The organism is Peribacillus sp. FSL H8-0477, from assembly GCF_038002765.1.
In the GTDB taxonomy this organism is placed as follows: domain Bacteria; phylum Bacillota; class Bacilli; order Bacillales; family DSM-1321; genus Peribacillus.
In genome coordinates, this window is sequence record NZ_JBBODE010000001.1 from 948,763 (window position 1) to 969,699 (window position 20,937).

At 39.2% G+C, this 20,937-nt stretch carries 22 protein-coding genes; 4 read left to right on the top strand and 18 right to left on the bottom strand.

Going from position 1 to position 20,937, the window contains the following annotated elements; translation table 11 throughout:
* Nucleotides 1–12: 12 nt before the first annotated feature.
* Complete coding sequence (gene serA / locus MHI18_RS04900; RefSeq protein WP_340846286.1) at nucleotides 13–1,587, top strand: phosphoglycerate dehydrogenase; 1,575 nt, start codon at nucleotides 13–15, stop codon at nucleotides 1,585–1,587.
* A 65-nt stretch (nucleotides 1,588–1,652) separates the two neighbouring features.
* Here the strand turns inward: serA and MHI18_RS04905 are convergent, their stop codons facing one another.
* From MHI18_RS04905 to MHI18_RS04980, 16 genes are all read right to left on the bottom strand, one after another.
* Nucleotides 1,653–2,846: a hypothetical protein gene (locus MHI18_RS04905; RefSeq protein WP_340846287.1), complete on the bottom strand. Its 1,194-nt coding sequence runs from the start codon at nucleotides 2,844–2,846 to the stop codon at nucleotides 1,653–1,655.
* Entirely contained in the window at nucleotides 2,824–3,372 is a 549-nt protein-coding gene (gene sigX, locus MHI18_RS04910; RefSeq protein ID WP_340846288.1) for an RNA polymerase sigma factor SigX, read from the bottom strand. Before sigX ends, MHI18_RS04905 begins: the two co-directional genes overlap by 23 nt.
* 229 nt (nucleotides 3,373–3,601) lie before the next feature.
* Complete coding sequence (locus MHI18_RS04915; protein ID WP_340847574.1) at nucleotides 3,602–5,380, bottom strand: ATP-binding protein; 1,779 nt, start codon at nucleotides 5,378–5,380, stop codon at nucleotides 3,602–3,604.
* Nucleotides 5,377–6,093 (bottom strand): response regulator transcription factor, encoded by a 717-nt coding sequence (locus MHI18_RS04920; protein WP_340847576.1) that lies wholly within the window; start codon nucleotides 6,091–6,093, stop codon nucleotides 5,377–5,379. Before MHI18_RS04920 ends, MHI18_RS04915 begins: the two co-directional genes overlap by 4 nt.
* Before the next feature lie 271 nt (nucleotides 6,094–6,364).
* Nucleotides 6,365–7,543, bottom strand: a complete 1,179-nt coding sequence (gene ccsB / locus MHI18_RS04925) for a c-type cytochrome biogenesis protein CcsB (protein WP_340846289.1) — start codon at nucleotides 7,541–7,543, stop codon at nucleotides 6,365–6,367.
* Nucleotides 7,536–9,173, bottom strand: a complete 1,638-nt coding sequence (gene resB, locus MHI18_RS04930; protein ID WP_340846290.1) for a cytochrome c biogenesis protein ResB — start codon at nucleotides 9,171–9,173, stop codon at nucleotides 7,536–7,538. The genes ccsB and resB overlap by 8 nt, the downstream gene beginning before the upstream one ends.
* 15 nt (nucleotides 9,174–9,188) lie before the next feature.
* Entirely contained in the window at nucleotides 9,189–9,719 is a 531-nt protein-coding gene (gene resA, locus MHI18_RS04935; protein ID WP_340846291.1) for a thiol-disulfide oxidoreductase ResA, read from the bottom strand.
* Nucleotides 9,720–9,829: 110 nt separating this feature from the next.
* Entirely contained in the window at nucleotides 9,830–10,555 is a 726-nt protein-coding gene (locus MHI18_RS04940; protein ID WP_340846292.1) for a pseudouridine synthase, read from the bottom strand.
* 232 nt (nucleotides 10,556–10,787) lie between these two features.
* Nucleotides 10,788–11,327 carry a spore maturation protein gene (locus MHI18_RS04945; RefSeq protein WP_407951442.1) on the bottom strand — a complete coding sequence of 180 codons (540 nt, stop codon included), beginning with the start codon at nucleotides 11,325–11,327 and terminating at the stop codon, nucleotides 10,788–10,790.
* The gene (locus MHI18_RS04950) at nucleotides 11,328–11,921 is read right to left on the bottom strand and encodes a nucleoside recognition domain-containing protein (RefSeq protein ID WP_040374481.1); all 594 of its coding nucleotides are present in this window, start codon (nucleotides 11,919–11,921) and stop codon (nucleotides 11,328–11,330) included.
* Nucleotides 11,914–13,059 (bottom strand): D-alanyl-D-alanine carboxypeptidase family protein, encoded by a 1,146-nt coding sequence (locus MHI18_RS04955; RefSeq protein ID WP_445669950.1) that lies wholly within the window; start codon nucleotides 13,057–13,059, stop codon nucleotides 11,914–11,916. Before MHI18_RS04955 ends, MHI18_RS04950 begins: the two co-directional genes overlap by 8 nt.
* Nucleotides 13,060–13,163: 104 nt before the next feature.
* A complete protein-coding gene (locus tag MHI18_RS04960) occupies nucleotides 13,164–14,024 on the bottom strand; it encodes a superoxide dismutase (RefSeq protein ID WP_340846293.1) in 861 nt (286 codons plus the stop codon).
* A gap of 121 nt (nucleotides 14,025–14,145) precedes the next feature.
* Nucleotides 14,146–14,634 (bottom strand): YpuI family protein, encoded by a 489-nt coding sequence (locus tag MHI18_RS04965; RefSeq protein WP_340846294.1) that lies wholly within the window; start codon nucleotides 14,632–14,634, stop codon nucleotides 14,146–14,148.
* 39 nt (nucleotides 14,635–14,673) lie between these two features.
* Complete coding sequence (locus MHI18_RS04970; protein ID WP_340846295.1) at nucleotides 14,674–15,066, bottom strand: hypothetical protein; 393 nt, start codon at nucleotides 15,064–15,066, stop codon at nucleotides 14,674–14,676.
* A 66-nt stretch (nucleotides 15,067–15,132) separates the two neighbouring features.
* Complete coding sequence (scpB, locus tag MHI18_RS04975) at nucleotides 15,133–15,708, bottom strand: SMC-Scp complex subunit ScpB (protein ID WP_340846296.1); 576 nt, start codon at nucleotides 15,706–15,708, stop codon at nucleotides 15,133–15,135.
* Nucleotides 15,701–16,462 (bottom strand): segregation/condensation protein A, encoded by a 762-nt coding sequence (locus MHI18_RS04980; RefSeq protein WP_340846297.1) that lies wholly within the window; start codon nucleotides 16,460–16,462, stop codon nucleotides 15,701–15,703. Before MHI18_RS04980 ends, scpB begins: the two co-directional genes overlap by 8 nt.
* A gap of 221 nt (nucleotides 16,463–16,683) precedes the next feature.
* Between MHI18_RS04980 and MHI18_RS04985 the strand changes: the two genes are divergently transcribed.
* A complete protein-coding gene (locus tag MHI18_RS04985; protein WP_081704860.1) occupies nucleotides 16,684–16,776 on the top strand; it encodes a YjcZ family sporulation protein in 93 nt (30 codons plus the stop codon).
* Between the two features lie 121 nt (nucleotides 16,777–16,897).
* Nucleotides 16,898–17,422 carry a DUF309 domain-containing protein gene (locus MHI18_RS04990; RefSeq protein WP_340846298.1) on the top strand — a complete coding sequence of 175 codons (525 nt, stop codon included), beginning with the start codon at nucleotides 16,898–16,900 and terminating at the stop codon, nucleotides 17,420–17,422.
* Between the two features lie 110 nt (nucleotides 17,423–17,532).
* Here the strand turns inward: MHI18_RS04990 and MHI18_RS04995 are convergent, their stop codons facing one another.
* On the bottom strand, nucleotides 17,533–17,898 hold the full coding sequence (locus tag MHI18_RS04995) for a GNAT family N-acetyltransferase (protein ID WP_040374489.1): 366 nt from the start codon (nucleotides 17,896–17,898) through the stop codon (nucleotides 17,533–17,535).
* A 456-nt stretch (nucleotides 17,899–18,354) separates the two neighbouring features.
* Between MHI18_RS04995 and MHI18_RS05000 the strand changes: the two genes are divergently transcribed.
* Nucleotides 18,355–19,230: a DUF1002 domain-containing protein gene (locus MHI18_RS05000; RefSeq protein ID WP_340846299.1), complete on the top strand. Its 876-nt coding sequence runs from the start codon at nucleotides 18,355–18,357 to the stop codon at nucleotides 19,228–19,230.
* Nucleotides 19,231–19,602: 372 nt separating this feature from the next.
* Here the strand turns inward: MHI18_RS05000 and lysA are convergent, their stop codons facing one another.
* A complete protein-coding gene (gene lysA / locus MHI18_RS05005; RefSeq protein WP_340846300.1) occupies nucleotides 19,603–20,922 on the bottom strand; it encodes a diaminopimelate decarboxylase in 1,320 nt (439 codons plus the stop codon).
* Nucleotides 20,923–20,937: the final 15 nt, after the last annotated feature.

Below are 20,937 nucleotides of genomic sequence, written 5' to 3' on the forward strand. Positions count from 1 at the left end.
AGGTGTTTCTACGTGTATCGAATTTTAGTTGCAGATGCTATAAAACCAGAGGGATTGGGTCCCTTATTAGAGTCATCTCAAGTCACCCTTATTCAAAAAACCATCCAAGAAGCAAAGGATGAGCTTAATGAAATGGACGCGATCCTTGTAAGAAGCGCGACCAAAGTAACGGAAGAATTGATGAGTCAAATGCCTAACTTAAAGATCATAGCCCGAGCCGGGGTAGGCGTTGACAATATCGATGTCCCTGCTGCCACTAAAAGAGGGATTGTCGTTGTCAATGCACCTGATGGCAATACGATTTCAACTGCTGAGCATACGTTTGCAATGATGGCTTCCTTAATGCGTCATATCCCTCAAGCCTATTCTTCCTTAAAAAATGGTGAATGGAAACGTTCATCCTTTACCGGTACAGAACTTTACGGAAAAACGCTGGGGATTGTCGGTATGGGCCGTATAGGAACTGAAATTGCTAAGCGTGCAAAAGTATTTGGCATGGATGTTCATGTATTTGATCCCTTCTTAACAGCTGATCGCGCTAAAAAAATTTCTGTCACTTCCCTGCCGCTTTCTGAAGTCCTAACCAGTTCAGATATTATTACTGTACATACACCTTTAACTAATGAAACAAGAGGCTTATTGAATAGAGAAAACCTGCAGACTTGTAAAAAGGGTGTTTATTTATTAAATTGTGCGCGAGGCGGCATTATTAATGAAGATGATTTATACGAGTTGATTGTCGAAGGCCATATTGCAGGAGCAGCTATAGATGTCTTTACAGAAGAACCCCCACTTGGACATAAGCTTCTAGAATTAGATCAAGTAATCGCCACCCCTCATTTAGGTGCTTCAACAAAAGAAGCCCAGTTAAATGTGGCTACACAGGTTGCCCAAGAAGTGCTTGTATTCTTAGAAGGAAAACCAGTATCTAATTCAATTAATCTACCAGCCATCTCTAAAGAGGTCTTTGAGAAGGTTCAGCCATTTTATGAACTAATTAAACAAATGGGAGCGATTGTTTCCCAATGTATGCAAGAAGGTGTACAAGAAATTTCTGTTTCGTATGCCGGAGACGCCCTGGACTTTGATACATCAATTTTAACGAAGAGCCTTATATCCGGTTTCTTTAAATCAAGACTAGACGTACCCATTAATGAAGTTAATGCATTGTTGATCGCTAAGGAACGCGGCGTATCGATTGGTGATAAAACCTCTCATGACACATTGGGTTATTCTAACTTAATCACAGTAACTGTAACTGGAGATAAACAGCAGCTTAATATCAGCGGTACATTTATTCCTAACTATGGTTCTAGAATCGTGAACCTTAATGGGTTTAAGATTGATTTCCATCCTGAAGGAAACCTGCTTTATATACAACACACCGATAAACCTGGTGTAATCGGACGCGTAGGGAAAATCCTAGGTGATAACGATGTCAATATTGCCACCATGCAGGTTGGCCGTAAACAAGCCGGCGGTGAAGCAATCATGGTACTCACGTTTGATAAACCACTACAGCCCAGCTTAAAAGATAAACTTAAAGAAAATACCGATATTACATCCATGTATAAAATAACATTATAAACCTCTGTACGAAGAAAAGACTGTCGTGTACTCAACGACAGTCTTTTCTATTATTCATTCCATCATTACTTTATAAAATTAGGTGCTGCTGGAATAGTAATCGGCTCAGACAAGTCCAGCTCCTGTACCTGGTTTACGGAAGCATTAAACAATTGCACCTGCTCAAAGCCAAAATCTTTTGCTGTAAAAAGAATAGCTTCTATAGCTGTTCTTGTTTCTTCCGTATCTTCTATACGCGTATCAGTAGACAAATCAATTTCAAGGGTGCTCTTATGCTCCCTAACGTTGTCCCAGCCGATTGTTTGAGGTACTGAAGGGTAAATGCCTTCAATACCCGGATCTTCCTTTAGTGACGCTAATGCGTCGGTAATAGAATCATAGCTGATGTTTGATGGTGCAAGAAACCTCCGGCTGGTTTCATTATGCTGATACAAAAGAAAAGATTTTTTATCAAATTTACTAATCTCCAAGGTCTCTAACATGCCTGCATGAGAAAACGGTATCCCTGGCTGCCCATTTGTGGTAAAAACGACCTGTTCAATTTGGTTATATTTCACTGTTTCTTGCAAAGCGGCTAAGAACGTACTATCTAACGTAATCAATGGTGAATCGTTAGGCAGGTCAATGATAATTTGATTATTCTCTGGACCATCACTAATTGTGATGTCCAGCGGATAGTAATCAGTCAGGCCCCACACTTCTTCCTCTGCATTAGTCATCGCTTCATCTAATGCCTGAGCAAGTGAAGCAGAGACACTTGAAACGGTTACGGGAATAATGTAATTAGATTGGTCATCAGGTACACCTATTGTAACAGCCTCACGGTATGCCGCTTGATCACTTTCGTTTGCTTCGGCCCTACTAGCGTGGTCTTCATTAGTTAAGGTTTCTTTTTTATCTTCTGTTGCATCTGATTCTACTGCTGCTTTATTCTCTGGGGATTTTTCTGCGTTATACTCCGACTCATTAGGCTCTCGGTCTTCCTTTATTTCTACTCGATCCATCGATATAAACTGACTGCTGGATGATTTCTTATCTGCACTTTCACTGTTCAAAATGGAAGCACCTAGTACAGCCATGAGGAGCAGAGCTGCTGCTGCTGAAAACAGAGGAATCCAATGTCTCTTCTGTTTCCTTTTCCTTATGGATCGGTTATTAACATGCTGATAAACTTCTGAACGCGAACGTTTATCTTCTACTTCCGGCAGTTTTTGAAGAAGCTTGATAAGCTCGTACTCATTCCATTGGGATCTTTTCAATTGAATTCCCCTCCTCCCTGCCCTTCTCTTCCATTTTCTTTTTAATGGCCTTTAATGCACGATGTTGTGTGGTTTTCACCTTACTCTCCGTCCAGTCCAAAACAGCCGCCGTTTCAATAATCGATAATCCTTGAATATATCGAAGAATGATTACACTACGTTGATCAAGCGTACATGAATGTAAGCTTTGATAAATCCCTTGAACTTCTGCATTTTGTATCGCTATTTCCTCAGGTAACGGCTGAACATCCTTGACAGGCTGCTTTTCCAAATCAAAATTCTCCAGCAATCGCTGTTTCCAGCCTTTTTCTTTCCTAAAATGATCAATTGCTGCATTTCTTGCAATTGAATACAACCATGTTTTCTCACTGCTTTTCCCTTCAAAGCGGTCATATGACTTTAAAACGCGAATATATACTTCTTGAACAATATCTTCTGCCACTTCATGTTTTTTCACCATATAAAATAAAAATTGATATAAATCCTTATGATATTTTTCATAGAGTTCCTGAAAAACGGAGTCCATTTTTTTCTCCCTCCGTTCATATATAGTAGTCGTAATTTCCCGGAGAATAGTTACAAACTAACTATAGTATTTTTATGGAGAAAAAGGAATAGATTTCCGAAAAGAAACCGGATACCCCTGCGAAAGAAATAGACTCCCCTTAGAGATATCTTTTCTTTTCGCAGCAGTATCCGGCTCTTAAAACAGGCGTTTCTTATGAAACAAGATTTTCCGTCATCATTTTATATCTTTACTCATTTTCTTCCAACATTCGTGGCAAAGAAAAAGTAAATGTTGTCCCTATATCCACCAGACTATGTACAGAAATATAGCCTGCATGTGCGTCCATAATGTTCTTAGCAATAGCAAGACCAAGCCCCGTTCCAGATTTACCACGTGTTCTCGCCTTATCCGCTTTATAAAAGCGTTCGAATACATAAGCAAGATCTTCCTCAGGTATACCGGTTCCAGAGTCTTTTACCTCCATGACTAACCCATTTCTCTCTTCTATCCATTGAGACACTTCCACGGTGCCTCCTGTAGGCGTGTGGCGTATGGCATTATCAATTAAATTAGTCAGGACCTGCTCGATTCGATCATGGTCAAAATCCCAATACGTTTCTTCACTAGCAGTTTTGGCATATAATTGAATTCCTTTTTCCTTCGCAAGGCCATTAAACTTGTACACGATCCGTTCAATATAACCGGTTACTTCAATTCTTTCATATCTTAAAGTAACCTTCCCTGACTCCATTCTTGCCAGATCCAGCAAATCATTAACAAGCCTGCCCATACGAAGCGATTCATCATAGATGACTTGTGCCATATCCTTCTTATCTTCTTCGGTGCCTGCTACATCATCAATAATGGCTTCACTATAGCCCTGCAGCATGGAAATAGGCGTTCTCAGTTCATGAGAGACATTGGCAATAAAATCCGTACGGAGTTTATCGGTTTTCCGTTCTTCTGTCATATCTCGAAGAATGGCTACTGCGCCTCTAATACTGCCGGCTCCATAGAGCGGACTGACGATCAGTACCCAATCATGACCCTGAAGACTAATTTCACCAATTTGCTCCTTATCAAGGATATCTGATTGGTTAAATAGGGTCATTAACACAGCTGGAACATCATTACTTTCATCTTGCTTCTCAAAATACCAGCTTTGAAGAAATCGTTCTGCCGGTGGATTGGTTTCAAGGATCGTTCCATCTTTATTAAAGGTAATAACCCCGTCAGCCATACTGCTCAATATACTCGCTAGATGTTCTTTCTCTTGGCTAAGTGCACTCATATTGAATTTAAGCTGTTTCCCCATTTGATTAAACGCCATTGCCAGCTCGCCTATTTCATCTTGCGTCACAATTGGTACCTTCGTATCAAACTTGCCTCGAGCCACTTCAAAAGCAGCTTCCTTCATCTTATTTAAAGGAGCATTAATACGAGTGGAAAGGAAAAAGGCAAAAATGGTTGTTAAGATAATCGCAACACCGGCAGCTAAAAGAATAAATTTAGTCGTGGAGCCGATTGCCTCTTCCATTAACTCGGATGATTGATATAAAAACAACTGATGCTGCTTGCCATTTAACTCCAGCGGCATCCCTATAACGATTGCTTTTACCTTTTCTCCATCCTCCCCCTTTTGCGGGTGAGTAATTTCTTTTTCAACGGTTTTCGCCTCTGTAAAAACGCGATGAAAATCGGAGTCGTTTTCTAAGAATTTATAGGAAATACCAGAATGATCGCCTTCATTTGAAGAATAAACAACAGCGTCCTTTTGAAACACAACGATTTTTGTTTCATCACCAACAAGTTCTGAACTGATCTTCAGCACTTCTTCCGTATTACTGTGTTCATTAGTAATTTGTACAATACGATGAGCTGTTTTTGTTAAATTATTCTCCACTTCTTCAATTTGGAAGTTTTCGAAAAACTCAACTAAAAAAACAGTCAGAATCAATAGAACAAATGTAACCAGCAATAGAATGGTTGCCCATAGTTTCCCTACAACACTTCTCCAAAGCATCAGTCATTGTTCACTTCAAATTTGTATCCAACGCCCCAAACAGTAACAATCATTTTAGCAGCATTTTCAGAAATTTTATTCAATTTCTCCCGCAAGCGTTTAACGTGCGTATCTACTGTTCGAAGATCTCCAAAAAATTCATAATGCCATACTTCTTTCAATAACTGTTCTCTATCAAAAACCTTATCGGGTGTTTTTGCCAAGAAGTATAATAATTCATATTCTTTTGGTGTCAGCGAGACTTCTTTCCCATCTGCTGTTACACGATGCGCATCGTTATCAATCATTAAATCAGGGAATACAATAACATCTTTTGAAGCTGATTCTGCCTGTAAGAATCCATTTGAAGACGAACGGCGCAAGAGCGCTTTCACACGCAAGACCACTTCTCTTGGACTAAACGGCTTCACTATATAATCATCCGTTCCTGCTTCGAAGCCTTGAACTCGGTTAACTTCTTCACCTTTAGCAGTCAGCATAATAATTGGTGTTGATTTAATTTCTCGTATTTCCCGACAAACCTCGATTCCGTCTTTCCCTGGCATCATTACGTCAAGAAGAATTAAGTCATAATCATTTTCACTTGCTTTCGTTATCGCAATATCTCCATTCTCAGCTTCATCAATCAAGTAATCTTCTCTTTCAAGGTACATTCTTAAAAGCCGGCGTATTCTATCTTCATCATCAACCACTAGAATTCTCAATTCATTATCCATTTTACTCATCCTCTCTATCTCTTCTCTATAGTTTATCAAAAAAGAGCAGAATTTCTATAATTTTTCGTTTTCTCTCATGAAGTGAACAGAAAATAGACATAATATCGTCACTTCCATTACTAAATTCGCCTAAAAAAAGACAAATTAGCCATACTCGTTCAATAAATCTATAAATAAAGGCCATTAATTTTTATCCCAAAGTACGAATAGAAAAAAAGCGCTGTTTTAAGTAACGGGCAAGCCGTTAACAAAAAACAAACGCTATGGTTCATTATGCGTATGAATGTAGTCCTTTAATCACTAAATTCACAACAATAAGATTAAACAGGATAATACCAAAACCGATTACAGCAAGCCAAGCAGATTTTTCGCCCTGCCAGCCTTTTGACAATCGTAAATGTAAAAATGCTGCATAAAATAACCATGTAACAAGTGCCCAGACTTCTTTAGGATCCCATCCCCAGAACCGGCTCCAAGCAATTTGAGCCCAAATCATAGCAAATATCAGTGCACCTAAAGTGAAAACTGGGAAACCAATCATAACTGCACGATAACTAATTTCATCCATCAAATCGAGATTGACGTTCTTAACCATCGGTTGAAGAAGAGCGCCCACACGTTTCCGGAATATGAGACGATAAAGTCCATAAAGGACAATTCCTGCCCCAAGAGACCAAATCACTGTATTCGCCTTTCTTCCGCTTAGTATAGGCGGGAGGTCAAAAAACGGTTCGAATGCATCTGGTGTCTCAAGTTTACTATCATGTGGTCCTACAAGAGCAGGCATGGTATATTCCATGACATCTGTTTGTCCACTCTTATCTACCCATGTAAATTCTGCTTTATAGTCCATTGCTTTAAACCCGCTTGATACAAGTACAAAGCCGACGGTACATATCAAAAAGAACATTATTGCTTCCAGCCAAAACGTCTTCTTGCTTCTCTTTGACTGATCCACTGATTTAATTAGATAAATTAAACCTGCTGCAAAACTGACAGCTAATATGGATTGACCAATGGCAGCAGTCGTTACATGGATATGCAGCCAATCACTTTGCAGAGCAGGAATTAACGGGGAAATTTCCCTTGGGAACATGCTTGCATAAGCAATAATTAATAAAGCAACTGGAAGAGTAAAGACGCCTAAAACAGGTGTTTTATACATATAATAAATGCCGATAAAAGCCCCCACCAGCATCATTCCAAAGAAAGTAGTAAATTCAAAAAGGTTACTAACGGGCGCGTGTCCGCTGGCAATCCATCTTGTAATAAAATAGCCGATTTGCGCAATAAATCCGATTGTTGTTACCCAGATGGCTAGAAGTGCCCATTTACTTTGTTTCTTTTCCATTTGTCCTTTTTTTTGTTTAATCGCTCCACCGAATAAGACTGTTGCCACTAAATATAAGAAAAATGCTGCATATAATAAAGTACTGCTTAATTCAGCCATTGAAAACGTCCCCCTTTTTGGAAGATGGCTCATCTTGAGCTTGATCCACCGGTTCTTCTATTTCTGTCCCTTTAATTACTTGTTCGATATCTCTTTTCAGGCCGTGCCAGTTTTTATTTGTATGACCGGCAAGCCAAATCTGGCCATTTCTTCTTTGAATCCATATCCGACGATGATTCCAGTAACTCCCCTGAATTACTCCAATCATAAAGATCCCGCCGCCAATGAATAACAGCCAAAGTGTCATATCTTTTCTAACAGCTAAGCCTGCTGCATTTCGCGTTTCTATACCCGCAAACGCAAGTTTATAGGTGTTTTCCCCAAGTGGTTCTAATGTTTGTTTAATAGCAACAAAGCTCGTCTCGCCTTTTGGCTTATCAGGTGTATACATAGTAAATACGAAAGCAGGATTATCTGGTATTTTGGATTTAGTGATAGGGGTTCCCTTATCATCAAATTCAAAATCCGGGAAGTAGCTTTCAAGCTCTACTGAATAGCCTTCTTTTAAGTCATATTTGGGTTTGGGGTCATTAAGATCGACCGTCATACTGCCAAACGATTCTTCGGTTTTTTTATTCACCAAATCAAAACTCATCGTATTTAATTCATCTTTTTTATAATCCATTTGATACAACGCATAATGATCATGCTTCAATGGAATATTGACTTTGATTTGTGCATCTTTTATTTTCTTCAAATTGACTTCTTCCCCTGGAAGTGTTTCACCGTCTTTTTCATACAGCGTGACATTAGATTGATAGTTCTTCGCTACTGTACCGGTACGTTCAATAGCTTCAGAGAAATCTTTATCATCTTTATCATAGACTTCGAGAATGAATTCATCATTTTTAAGAAAATACTTACCATCTGTACCAGGGATTGATTTCGTTTCTCCTTCACGAATCCAGAGGATTTCATCCACATACATTCCGGGTACAAACCGCAGCATACCGCCGAGTAAAAATAAGATTAAGCCCAAATGATTGACATATGGACCCCATCTGGCAAAACGACCTTTTTCTGCAAGCAGGCTGCCATTCTCTTCGCGGACTTTATATCGCTGTTTTTCCAAACGTTGGGTAAGGTCCTGGGTATCTGTTTGGTCCGTGTCAGTTACTCCAAATATCCGCTGTCTTTTCATAAACCCTTCATGCCGCTCCACCTTTTGTTTCGTAAGTGAGCGATAAAGCGGTACAATTCGGTCAATACTAGCAATCGTCAGCGACATGCCTAGGAACGCAATCAAAGCTAGATACCACCAAGAACTATATAAATTATGGAACCCTAAGAGATAATAAAGTTTCCCAAACCAGCCGTATGTTTCTTCATAATATTCTGCTGCTGTCATCGTTTTAGGTATGTACATTTCTTGAGGCAATATGGTGCCAATGGCAGACGCAGCTAATACGAGTACAATCAGCCAGATTCCAATTTTTACAGAAGAAAAGAAATTCCATATTTTATCAATAATCGTTTTGTTATACGTTTGAGACCGTCTGGCTCCGCCTTCATATCGCATATCAATGAGCTTACTGTCTTTTTGTGTTTCATCAAGCAAACGTCCGCATTTCTCACAAAGAATGGTGCCATACGGATTGACATGCCCGCATTCACATTTAATATCATTCATGTTTAAAACTCCCCATTAAGGCTTAATACTCTCCATATGCTGTTGAATAGCAGTTTCAGACAAGCTTCCCGAAAGTACATCTACTACTTTCCCTTCTTTATCTATTAAGAAAGTAGTAGGCAGTGGATCCACACCATAAGCTGCTAAAACTTGGCTGCCTTTATCAATCGCTACTGGGAATGTAAGGTTATGCCTTTTGACGAATTTTTCAACAGCTAATGTTGATTCATCCACATTGACGGCCAAAATCTGCACTCCTTGATCCTTATAGTGTTGATATTGGTTTTCCATATATGGCATTTCGTATTCACATGGTTTACACCATGTAGCCCAGAAATTCAGAAAAATCCCCTGTCCCTTATAATCTGATAGCTTATGTTTGTTTCCTTCTAAGTCAACCAGTGCAAAATCAGGAGCTGTATCTCCTTTTTTTATCGTCTGGTTGCTGTCTTTGGTAAAGTTAGCATAAAGCGTATACACCAAAGCTAGAGCCAATATTGCCAAGATAATGGTTCTCATGATCAGACGTCGTTTTTTCTTATTCATTTGTGTCCCCCCGCCGTACAGTAAAAATTCCCTTCTATTATACCATTTAACAACACGGTGATAGTGTTAACAAACGTGAAGAATCTGTGACATATCTTACCATACTGCTGTTATTTTTCCTTCATCGCCATTGAACGAAGCAGTTTAACTTCATGCGGTGTCAGTTCTCTTGAATCACCGGCAGATAAACCATGTAATGTAAGGAATCCATATTGTTCACGCTTAAGCTTTATAACAGGATAGCCAACTGCTTCAAGCATACGGCGAATTTGTCGGTTTTTACCTTCGTGAATCGTGATTTCAATTATTGAAGTTTGTTTTTGTTTATCAACTGAAAGTACTTTAGTCTTGGCCGGAGCTGTCACTCCATCCTCTAGCTTAATTCCTTTTTCCAGTTTTTTAAGATCTTCACGGAATGGCATTCCTTTAACTTTCGCCACATAGATTTTTTCTACTTCATGTTTCGGATGCATCATAATATTTGCAAATTCACCATCATTCGTTAAAATCAGCAAACCTGATGTGTCGTAATCCAAACGTCCAACCGGATAAATTCTTTCTGGGATCTCTGGGAAGAAATCTGTTACAACTTTTCTATTTTTATCGTCCGTTACAGCTGAAATTACACCACGTGGTTTATAAAATAAGAAATACACTGATTTTTCTTTTTCCATTGGCACTCCATTTACTTCAACTTTATCATGAAGGCCGACTTTCACACCCAACTCTTTTACTACCTTACCATTAACCTTTACTTTTCCTTCGGTAATCATTTCTTCTGCTTTTCGTCTTGATGCAAGCCCTGCATGGGCAATAACTTTTTGTAATCTTTCCATCTATCTTCACCTCTAATAGTTTCCTTTTGATTTGTAAATCCGTTAGTGCAATCATACAATTATTACACATTGAAGCAAAAAAACAAACGCTTTTTATTATATACTAACTGTTCCCTAAAAAACGGACCCTTATGAAGTGTACCACAAGGACTTTTGAATCTTCAAAAAATGTACTGCTGAATAATTTGACAGAACGCAAAAAAGAGCTGGTATCTTCCAGCTTCTCATGCATTTACTTCGTTCCAAATACAAGAACCACAACAACGATTGCAGCAATAAGACCAACCAAATCTGCCAATAAACCAACCTTAACCGCGTCCCCCATTTTCTTAATTCCCACAGCTCCAAAATAGACGGTAAGGACATAAAAGGTCGTATCGGTGCTTCCTTGAATCGTAGATGCCAGTCTGCCAATGAAGGAATCCGGACCATGAGATAAAATTAAATCACTTGTCATACCAAGAGCCGCTGTTCCTGAAATTGGCCGAATAATAGCAAGCGGCAGGATTTCAGGCGGAACATGAATAGCTGTTAGAACGGGCCTTAACAGTTCGACAAGAAAGTCAAGTGCTCCTGAGGCACGAAAAACCGATATCGCTACAAGCATCCCTACTAGGAAAGGAATAATAGAAAATGATATCTCTATTCCCTCTTTTCCCCCTTCAACAAAGGTCTCATAGGTAGGAATCTTTTTAAACGTTCCATACAGTAAAATAATACAAATTAAAATAGGAATCATCCATATAGATATAGCTGCCATCCATTCAATCATCTATTCCACCCCGTTCCGTTTACGTCGGTAATAAAAATATCGGTCAATGGCGATTCCGCCGATTGCAGATATAATCGTAGCAATAATCGTTGGGAATACGATGTCAGTTGGAGAAGCGGAGTGATAGTTCAATCTAATAGCAATGACCGTTGTTGGAATTAGTGTGACACTTGATGTGTTTAGTGCTAGAAACGTTATCATCGATCGACTGGCGGATGACTTGCCTCCATTAAGCAGCTTCAGCTGTTCCATCGCTTTAATCCCGAGTGGTGTTGCCGCATTTCCAAGGCCAAATAAATTGGCCATCATATTGGATAAGATATACCCCATTGCCGGATGCTGAGGAGGAATATCAGGAAACAGCCAGGTAATCAACGGTTTAAACAAGACAGAAAGCTTGTCTAACAATCCTGCAGCCTCCGCAATTTTCATCAGTCCAAGCCAGAAGACGAGGATGCTCATTAAACCCAGACAAAGTGTAACAGCCTCTCTGGCACTAACAAATAACGCTTCATTGACCTGTTCCATTGTTCCATTTACCATAGCGAATAAAACACCTATTAAGGTCATCCCAACCCATATATAATTAACCATTATTGATTCCCAGTACAGAAAGGAACATTTCCTTCCATACAGCACCCAAACTAGTTGAACTCATAACTTCTTTAGGTTTACCATAAAAAACAGTTCGTCTTCCTATTTCTTTGCCATCAAGAAAAATCACAGCTTTACCCACCACCTCAGGAATATCACGTTCGTCCTTCCAATGAGGCTTCAGCAAGAGATAATCAATTTTCACCTTGTCTTCTTCATCTTTCATTAACGGATAAACAAATTTCGTTTTAAGATATAAATTATTTTTGTATTGTTTAATCCTGACTTTCTTTACTTCCCCAGCAGAAAGAATTTCTTCTTGATGATAAGAAGTAAACGTAGATTCAAACATATTAATATGATCGTTCCAATCATCTGGACCATTTAACGTAACGGCAATTAAATTCATATTATCCTTCGTGGCCGTCGAAACAAGGGTCCGTTTTGCCAGTTTAGTATAGCCAGTTTTCCCCCCGGTACTATATTTATATAAACTTGTCAGCAATCTATTTTTATTGGTCCATTTATAATCCCAGTTTTCCATAGAATTCGGCGCCCGATGGACCTTGGTTCCAGCTATTTTTTTATATTCGTTATTATGCATAGCGTATCGAGTTAAAAGAGCCATATCATAAGCAGTAGAAAAATGATCTTTCGTGTTATCCAGTCCATGAGGATTGGTAAAATGACTATTGGTCATTCCAATTTCCTCGGCTTTCTTATTCATCAAAAAGACAAATCCCTCCGGACTGCCGCCAACTTCTTCTGCAATCGCTGCTGCTGCATCATTGCCTGAACGAAGCATTAACCCATAAACCAGATCTTCCAGTTTCATTTTTTCACCATGCTTTAAAAAAAGTGAAGACCCTTCTGTACCAACAGCATCATCACTTATTTTCACGGTCTTATTCATTTTTCCTGATTCAATAGCTAGTAGTGCGGTCATGATTTTCGTAATACTTGCAATCCGGCTTATCTCATGAATATTCTGTTCAAATATTACACGACCGCTGTCTTGATCCATTAAGATGGCACTTTTCGCACTAACAACGGGTTCTCCGTTCACCTTTTCAGGCAGTACTCCCGTACAGAGCAAACAAATTAATAAAAGGGGCAGCACCCTATTTAGAAATCTCAATGTATTCCCCTCGTCCCTTTAGTGGTTTTGTACAAGTTTATGCAAAGAGACAAGGGTTATTACAAGAAAAAATCGAGCATCTTATTCATGTATCTCTAATTTGATTAATAAGGCTTCCATTTAAGTGTTTTTGCTTTTTCAAAGCGTTCACTTACATTGTTCCAGTTAACCACATTCCACCAATTATCCACATAAGCATCTCTTTTGTTTTTATATTGTAAATAATAGGCATGTTCCCAGACATCAAGGGCAAGCAGTGGGATTGTATCCCATTGAGTTAAAATCATATGTCGCTCTGTCTGCAGAATTTCAAGCCGGTGTGCCCGCGGGGACCAGACAAGGATTGCCCAACCTACTCCTTCTACTTGCTTAGCTGCCTCACTGAAATGCTTTTTAAATGCATTAAAACTGCCAAAATCCTTCTCTATTTGCGCGAGCAGCTTGCCAGTTGGTTTTCCCCCGCCCCTTGGTTTCATACTTTCCCAGAAAAGCGTATGCAAATAATGGCCAGAGCCATGGAATGCAGCTTCTCGTTCCCAGTGCTTTATTAACGAAAAATCATTTGTTTTTCGTGCTTTTTCCATCATTAATTCCGCTTTATTTAACCCATCAACATATGCTTGATGATGCTTATCATGGTGTAGACGCATCGTTTCTTCCGAAATAGCAGGTTCTAACGCATTATAAGGATATCCAAGCGGCGGAAGCTGATGTTTGCCAATAGGCACACTCATCTGTTCCCTATTCAGTTCATTCGTACATTGCTCAGCAAACAGACGTAATTCATCATTTAACATGACCAGCTCTGCCTCAGTTGCTTGACCTGCTTCGATTTTATCAAGCAGTACATGAATCCTTTCGTTACAGTAAAGCATTTCACTCTCTCTGAACTTACCCGGTATTAATTGAGATGTCTCTTTCAGCCACTCTCGAATATCTGCTACGTACTTCTTCCATTTCTTCATTTTCTCTACCTCCTCTAGGCAACTAGCAAGCTATTTTATGAATCCTAAGAGGGATAGGTGCACAAAAAAAGCTTTATAAAATCCACTCTGTATAGCAGCGGAATTTATAAAGCTTTATCAACTATTTTGATTGCATCATTTTTGTTCGGTAATCCGTTTCATAGAATTCCAATTCTTCACGAAACGTTTGGAAGTTTGCTTCAAGATTCTTTAGAACCTGTATGATGCGATCTGGAACCTCACCATGGAACTTAATCGAATTTTTCCCTGTATACGCGGCACGGCTGTCTTCAAACCAACGATCAGATTTCGGTGAGAAATATTCCTCAATACATTGATGGTAAACTCTGTATAAGGTTTTTTCTGCGGCACCTTTATGAAAGATCTCATTATTAAGAATGATCTGGCAGGTTTCTAGATTCTCCTCACAGTTAACAAGTAATCTTCTAAGCCCAGATAGGATGCCCTTATAATAGAGGTCATCTCCTGGCTTCTCTTGTTGAAGCTGTGAAAGAGTGGTTTCATTCAAGAACTCCTCAAGTCTGCTTACCGTACCGCCTAAAAACGTTCGCACATCATCAAGCTGAGATTTAACCATTGAATTACCCAACCATGAACCCTCCTCAGTAAGTTTTTGCAGGTATTCTGTTTATCTGTTTACAATCGTACTTTGTCCCTGATCCAGACGTTTCATTGTTTGTTCTAGAGAATCAAAGTCGAGATTATTGAAGTAAGCGGAGAATTCTTCTTGGGAATTCAGATATAATCGTTTTCGTCTCGATAAATTGCCATCATGCATTAAACAAACTAACGCTACAATATCATAAAAATAGAAATTCCTAGTTGTTCCTTTATAAAGAGGATGTTCCGTGAATGGTGTCAACTCTCGCATAAGCTCATCAAAAATACGCAAATACACAACATGTAACCTTTTTTCTTCTTTTCCTTCTTTAAATCTGACGGATGAACGATTGAAAAGATCCTCTGGTGAATTTGACTTTTCTTTTTCAAGCTCAAGACCTGCACATTCGAGAATTTCCACAACCACACCTCGATATCTCAAATATTGTAATATTAGTAGTATATTAACACATTTTCAATGAAAATGTTATTCGATTGAGCCTTTAAATGTCTCGAAAAATAAATCTGCTTCCTCTTGTTCGAAATCCTGGTCATTTTGGGCTTCTAAAGCAGGCAGTTCATCTATTGCTTTAAGGCCAAAGTAGTCAAGAAATTCTTTGGTTGTTCCATATAGATAAGCTCTTCCGGAACCTTCCATTCTGCCAACTTCTTTAATCAGCGCCTTCGAAACAAGGGTATGAATCGGTCTTTCAGTTTTTACTCCTCGAATTTCTTCAATCTGTGCCCTGGCAATCGGCTGTTTATAGGCTATAATGGCGAGTGTTTCCAATGCAGCTTGAGATAATCCATGTGAACTTGATGTCTCAACCAGCTTTTTTAGATAATCTGAATGTTCCTTTTTAGTAACAAGCTGAAAAACACCCGCAAGCTCCACTAATTGAATGCCTCTTGATTCTTGCAGATATTCTTCCTGTAATTCAGTAATAATGTCTTCTGTTGCTGACTCAGTTAATTCTAGTACTGAGGCCATTTGCTTTAATGCTAAGCCTTCATCTCCGGCTGCAAAAAGCATAGCTTCTAAAACGCCTTTCCAATTACCCAACTGCTCCTACACCTTCCTTAGCTGCAACAAAGATCTCTGAAAAGTTATTATCTTGTTCAACCTGAATTTGATTTAGTTTCATTAATTCTAATACCGCCAAAAAGGTAATAACAATATGTTCCTTTTGAGGTTCTGGGAAAAGAGAAAAGAAGCTTGTCCTTCCACTTAAGGAACGTAGACTGGTTAATATTTCACCCATTCTCTTATCTATAGAAATTTCTTGTCTAGTCACCTTGGTATGTAAAGGCTTCTGTAATTTCTGCCGGCGAAGTAATTTCTGAAGAGCGCCCAGCATATCATACAAGCTGATATTCAGCTCTGGCTTAACGGTTTCCGCTTCCTTAGAGAATTCCGAAAAATCACTCGGTGGTTTTGAGAAAAATAAACTCCGCTCTTCTTCTAACGTTTTAAACTCCACCGCAGCCTGCTTATATTTTTTGTATTCGAGAAGCTTTTCAACGAGCTCCTCACGAGGATCCTCTTCCAGCTCCATGCCGTCTTCATCATAAGCTGTCTCGTCCTCATGTTTAGGCAGCAGCTGCTTACTCTTAATAGCCAGTAAGGTAGCCGCCATTACTAAATATTCACTTGCGATATCTAGTTCCAAGCTCTTCATCGTATGGATATACCCGAGGTATTGTTCGGTAATTTCAGCCATCGGTATATCATAAATATCAATCTCCAGCCGATTAATTAAATGCAGAAGCAAATCCATCGGTCCTTCGAATGCATCAATTTTTATATTATAACCCACTATAAAACCCCACTATAAATCATGATTGTCTTGTTTGTTCATTGAGTTCCATCCCTTAGTATAGAGGATTGCCTTGTTTTATCCAATAACAATCTTCGTTTTCAGCTATTGAAAAATTTCCTAGCCCGTCTTTTATAAAATACAGGCCGGAGCCCATACATAATTTTCTCCACTGCATATTTTAAAAAGGTAAGCAGTAAGAAGTTAAAGGAGGTACTTACATGGGAGAAGGCGGATTCGGTTTCGGAGGCGGCTTTGCATTAATCGTAGTACTGTTCATTTTGTTAGTCATCATAGGTGCATCCTGGTTATAAACTAATCGGGGTATCAAAACCTGTTTGTCATAATGGCAAACAGGTTTTTTTGTACCCATTCAAGCTCAAGAACTCATATGATACAATTAGGGTAGATTTTTTTCGGAAGGGATGTTTGCAAATGAGCTATCCAGCTGAATATATTGATTACTTAGTCGAATTTCATGGAAGCCGTGATTATTTTGAGTGTCATGAAATCCTTGAGGAATATTGGAAAGAGGTTTCACCTGGGGAACGTGATTCCCATTGGGTCGGATTTATCCAGCTTGCTGTCGCACTCTACCATCAACGGCGCGGGAATTTCAATGGTGCAGCAAAAACGATTAAAAAAGCGAGAGAAATCCTTTCAAAAAAAGAAGATGTGATTACTGAACTCGGAATAAACCCGCTAGAACTGCTCGATATGATTACGTTAATTGAAAAACATATACATAACCAAACCCCTTATCAGAGCATCACTCTGCCATTAACTGATACAGAATTAATAAAAGCCTGCCAGACTTCCTGTGAGAATGCTGGATTTTCCTGGTGTATGCCAAGCAATTTAAACAATAATGAGCTCATCCATCGTCACACTTTACGAGACCGCACAGAGGTCATAGAGGAAAGAAACAGGCAGTTGCGTTTACGCAGGGAAAAGCCATAAATATAAACATAAAAAAGAAGCGATCCCTATAGGAATTGCTTCTTTTTTTGATAGTCAATAAGCAAAAGAAAAAAGCTATCCATTACCAAGAACAGCATCTTTTCTTCTATTTATGCAGGTGTTTCATTTCCAGGCAGATCACATTTACCAAAAAACTCCGCTACATCATCTGTCGGTTGAACCTCTTTATCGGGATACTGCTCGATAATCGCTTTCACCATTGCCTTACCCACACCTTGGGCTCTGAAGGAAGGATTAACAGAAATATGCTGAATTTTAATGATTCCTTCTTGAGAAAGATTAAGACCAGCCACACCAATTATTTCTTCTTCTTTCCATAGCAACAGCTGCAAACTTTCATCAGATTCGTAATCCTTCATTGTCGTCTGTAATTTTTTTATGTCCTTTAAATCCGGCATAAACGACAATAAGCCCATTGCAATTTTTTCATGATTTTTTTTATATCTTATAAACATAGGATCCCTCGTCACTTAAGTACGTAGTATTTTTAAGAATATAGTACATCATACATAATAATACCTGTTCTTTCAATGCTACCCTAATTAGCATTTTCCTCGGTCAAACGATGAACACCCAGTAAATAATTCCCCAAACCAATCCCATTACTAGCAGGAGCGCAAGCAAGATATAGTTATTTTTTTTCATAACAGCATAGCTCTCCTTCACCCGGTAAGTTCACGCATCAACTTTTATATGTCGGTTCCATTCTACTATAACAAGCCTTTACTGACAAATCAGGTTCTTATCTTTTTGTAAAATACGATAGAAAAGTCTAGACTTTTTAGTTCGGATTCTATATTTTTCTTTGTAACTTTTGGTGAATCTGCTTATACTAGATAGCAGCTAGAAATTTCCTTTTAAAGTGAATCTTTTTGCATGAATTTTCGTCTAGCATATTAAGGAGGCAGACTATGAAACAGACAATGATAAAAAAGTATTGTATTATTGCTTTAATTTTATGCTTATTCTTCCCAATTCGTGCTTTTGCTGATGCGGCAGTTGGGGATCAAGTGGTAACACTAGGTGAAAACTTAACCACTGAACAAAAAAACATGCTGCTTGCTGAAATGAAAGCACCAGCAGATGTAGAAATCTTAACCGTTACTAATCAAGAAGAGCATGAATATCTTGGGAAGTATATTGCTAAACGTTTAATTGGAACCAAGGCAATATCCTCTTCTTCTATCACACTAGAAAAAGCAGGTACGGGATTGACCGTTGAAACAAAGAATATTAATTGGGTTTCAGAAGAAATGTTTATCAATGCATTAGCAACAGCAGGCGTAAAGGATGCAGCTATTTATGCGACCGCACCCATTCCCGTATCTGGTACAGCTGCACTAACTGGAATTATTAAAGCCTATGAATTATCTGCCGACACAGCCATACCTGAAGACGTAAAACAAGCAGCCAATGAAGAAATGGTGAAAACGGCTAAGCTTGGTGATGAAGTCGGCGCTGAAAAAGCGGCCGCTCTTATGACCAGAATTAAAGAACAAATGGCAGAAAATCCACCTAAAACAGATAATGATATTCGTACAATCATTGAAACTTCTTCTAAAGAACTCGGCTTGAACCTTACAGAAGATCAGATTCAGAGTCTGCTAGATTTATTCAAAAAACTAAAAGACTTAAATATCGATTGGAACCAAGTAGGCGGCCAATTGGATAAAGCGAAGGAGAAATTAACCACCTTCCTTGAATCTGAAGAAGGTCAGGGTTTCTTAGATAAATTAAAAGGATTCTTCTCAAGTATCATTGACGCAATCAAAGCGTTGTTTTCCTAAAGCGGATAGAGTTTAGACAAAAAAGCGGGAGTCATTTAGGCTCCCGCTTCCGACTGTAGATAAACTTGGTTGAGATTTGAAATTGAGATGTTGATTTCCATTCCAGGCGCTTCGCTTTCCGCGGGCGGGCGGTGAGCCTCCTCGTCGCTTACGCTCCTGCGGGGTCTCACCTGTCCCGCTGTTCCCGCAGGAGTCTTCACGCCTTCCATTTCAATCAACTGACTTTTTAAACTTAAAAGAAAAGGCCTATTTGGTCCAAAAAATGCAAAAGAGGTTCAGAATGAAATCATTCCGAACCTCTTTTGTCTACAAACTGAAGCTGAAGTCACTTGTACTCTCCCGCTTTTTTGTGTTATAGAAACTGACAGTAACTTACTTTGTTGATACTTCCTGTAGAGCTAGATCATAACGGACTAAGTCTTCATAGGTTTCCCGTTTAATAACTAATCTGGACTCTGCATTTTCAGTAAATACGACAGCTGGTTTAGGAATACGGTTATAATTATTCGCCATGGAATAACCATACGCCCCTGTGCAAAAGACAGCAAGTAGATCTCCACGCCCAGACTTTGGCAATGGTAAATCCCAAATCAGCATATCGCCGCTTTCACAGCATTTCCCTGCAATCGCCACAGTCTCTTCTACAGGGTCAAGTGGACGGTTTGCCAACACCGCTTCATATTTTGCTTCATACAGAGCTGGCCTGATGTTATCACTCATTCCTCCATCAACAGCTAAGTATTTCCGAACCTGCGGGACATCTTTTTCTGAACCGACTTTATATAACGTGATTCCGGCATCTCCGACCAGTGAACGTCCTGGTTCAATCCAAATCTCTGGCATCATTAATCTGGATTGATTAATATGATTTTGTACTTCTTTAACGATTTCTTCTACATAATAAGCTGGGGGCAGCGGGTCATCTTCTTTTGTATAGCGAATACCAAATCCTCCGCCTAGATTTAAAACTTTAGGCTGATAGTCAAATGCTTCATACCAAGCCTCTAGTTGTCCCAGAATTTTTTGCGCAGCTAAAATAAAACCTGTTGTTTGGAAGATCTGGGAACCGATATGACAATGAATTCCCAGCACATTAATATTTTGGTTTGACAGCGCGGTTTTCAAGGCATGTTCAGCCTGACCGTTTAATAAATCAAAACCAAATTTTGAATCTTCCTGACCTGTCAGAATATAATCATGTGTATGAGCTTCAATTCCCGGTGTTACCCGCAGCAGAATATTAACCTTTTGGTCTCGAGTTCTACAAAGCGTTTCAAGTAATTCAAGCTCCGAGAAATTATCGACCACAATACAACCGACGTTTGTATCAAGAGCCATGATTAATTCTTCTTCACTTTTATTATTGCCATGGAAATGAATCCGTTCAACCGGGAATCCTGCTTTTAAAGCCGTATAAAGTTCTCCCCCCGAAACAACATCGAGTGACAAACCTTCTTCCTCTGCTAACTGAATCATTGCAATAGAAGAAAAAGCTTTACTTGCATAAGCCACCTGTGCCGTAACGCCGAGATCCTCAAATGTTTGTTTAAAGCCCCTAGCCCGTTCTCTAATTAACGTCACATCATAGACATAAAGAGGCGTGCCGTATTCTGCAGCAAGATCTACTGTATCAACGCCGCCGATTTCTAAATGCCCTTGTTCATTTACTCGTTCAGTTCCATAGAAGTGCATATTCCCTCTCCCTTT